This window comes from Mesorhizobium sp. M1E.F.Ca.ET.063.01.1.1, assembly GCF_003998155.1.
Taxonomy (GTDB): Bacteria; Pseudomonadota; Alphaproteobacteria; order Rhizobiales; family Rhizobiaceae; genus Mesorhizobium.
Genome location: NZ_RZSC01000885.1, coordinates 1 through 2220 on the forward strand (window position 1 = coordinate 1; position 2220 = coordinate 2220).

General features: G+C 64.7%; 2 protein-coding genes and 1 riboswitch. Of the genes, one reads left to right on the forward strand and one right to left on the reverse strand.

The window, feature by feature from the left end; genetic code table 11:
• Window positions 1–982: glycine cleavage system aminomethyltransferase GcvT (gcvT, locus tag EOA29_RS33810; protein ID WP_127222225.1), on the reverse strand; the 982-nt coding region annotated here is incomplete at its 3' end.
• Between the two features lie 149 nt (window positions 983–1131).
• A riboswitch (glycine riboswitch) is annotated at window positions 1132–1218 on the reverse strand.
• A gap of 255 nt (window positions 1219–1473) precedes the next feature.
• Between gcvT and EOA29_RS33815 the strand changes: the two genes are divergently transcribed.
• The coding region (locus tag EOA29_RS33815) for a hypothetical protein (protein WP_127222226.1) at window positions 1474–2220 on the forward strand (747 nt) is incomplete at its 3' end.

Sequence of the window (2220 nt, forward strand, 5' to 3'; positions counted from 1 at the left end):
ATCCCATGGCGACCGGGTGGCCTGTCGAAGGGCCGAAGCCGCCCGAGGCGACGTGGCCGGCCGGCTTGCCGTCGGCGTCGACCAGCGCCGCGCCGGCGCGCACCGGCTGGCGGCCATCCGGCTTCAGGCCGACGCGTTTTTGCGACGGCCCGCGCTCGAGGATCGAGCGCAACGCGTCGGCGCCGATGAAACCACCGGAGGCGCGGACTTCCTTGGGGATGGCCCACATCAGCCCGGCGCTTGCCGGATCGATCTCGGGTGTCAGGTCCTGGCCGTGCAGGCACAGCCCCGCCTCCAGCCGCAGGCTGTCGCGGGCGGCAAGGCCGATCCATTGCACGCGCTCGTCCTGCAGCAGCTTGGCGACAAGATCTCGGGCGTCCGCCTCCGGCAGTCCGATCTCGAAACCGTCCTCGCCGGTATAGCCTGAGCGGCTCATGAACCAGTTTGGCCGAGGCTCGACGCCGTGCATGAACAGCAGCGAGCCGGTCTCTATGCCGGCGCGCGAAAGGGCTGCCCAGGCATCCGGGCCCTGGATCGCCAGGAAGACGCGGTCGAGCGGCTCGAGCCTGGCGTCGAAATCAGCGGCCAGCGCACGCAGGTGCTTTTCGTCCTCCGCCGCGTTGCCCGCATTGGCGACCACCATGAAGCGATTGTCGCCGAGCCTTGTGACGATCAGGTCGTCGTTGATGCCGGCGGCCTCATTAAGCAAGAAAGTGTATTTGGATTGGGAAATCTCCAGCACGCCGGCATCGAGCGGGCAGGCGCGATTGAGAAGCGCCGCGGCTCCCGGACCGCCGACCTCGAACAGCTTCATGTGCGAGATGTCGAATAGGCCGGCATGCTCGCGCGTGTGGAGGTGCTCCTTCATCACGCCGGGTGGATAGGTGAGTGGCATCGACCAGCCGGCAAATGCGCCAAAACGCGCGCCGGCCGCGCCGTGCAAATCCTCGAGGGGTAGGTGTTTGGTGTCTTCGCCCGTCATGTCATCTCCAGAGTCGCACGCAATCGACCGCCAATCGCGGTCCAGTCCGTGCCCCTCTGTCTGAAGCCTGAGAGACTCGCGCCCCGTAACTCTGTCGGCAGCGCTTACACCTTCGGCGCGGGAAAAATCCCGACTTTCCAGAGTTGTCTTTCCCGTCAACGGTTCTTTTGCCTGAGAGATTTCGGGCGATTTCCCCTTCGGCGACAGCTCTCGCTGCTCTCTCCCGCAAACAGGTGGGACTCAGTCGCCTGAGTCCCCGACGCGCCATCCATAGCCCGTCGGCGACACCTTGTCACCTCCCAGCGACATCTAGGTGTGTTGATATTCAGGTGATGCCGGCCTGCAAATGACGGCTGCTGCGCTTCCGCATGCATTGGCTGACAAGTCTTCGCTAACCACGTCATTTGCCGGTTTCTCAAGACAATGCTGATAAGGCTCAATCGGACAATGCATTGGGTTCGCCGGCAACAGGCGACGGGCAGGGACGGCAGATGGGCGAATCGATCATGAGCGCTCCGGTGGCAGGGCTGACCTCCAAGAACTGCATCACGGCCGAGGACGTGACGATGCTGCGGCGCGAAGTGTTCGCCGACGGCGTCGTGAGCCGCGGCGAGGCCGAGGCGCTTTTCGCGCTCGACCAGACGGCACGGGACAAGTGCCCGGAATGGGCGCTGTTCTTCGTCGAGGCGGTGACCGACTACATCGTCTATCAGGAGAAACCGGAGGGCTATATCTCCGAGGAGAACGCCGGTTGGCTGGTCCGCACCATCTCGCGCGACGGCATGGTGGACAGCCGCACCGAACTCGAGCTTCTGGTGCATGTGCTGGAGGAGGCGAAATCCTCACCCAGCCAACTTTCGGCCTATGCGCTGGAGCAGGTCGCCAATGCGGTGATCGCCGGCAAAGGCCCGCTGATGCTTGGCGGCAACCTTGTACCCGGGCTGATCGCCGAGGCCGAGGTCGATCTTCTGCGCCGCATCCTCTATGCCTATGGCGGCCACGGCAACATCGCCGTCACCAAGGCCGAAGCCGAGATCCTGTTCCGGATCAACGACCGGACCGCGGCCGCCAGCAACGATCCGTCGTGGAACGACCTCTTCGTCAAGGCGATCGCCAATTACGTCATGTGCTCGGCCGGTTACGAGCCGCCGACGCGCGAGGTGGCGCTGCGCCACGAAACCTTCCTGGAGCATGCCGAACCGGAGATCGGCGGCTTCTTCAGCCGCATGGTGTCGGGC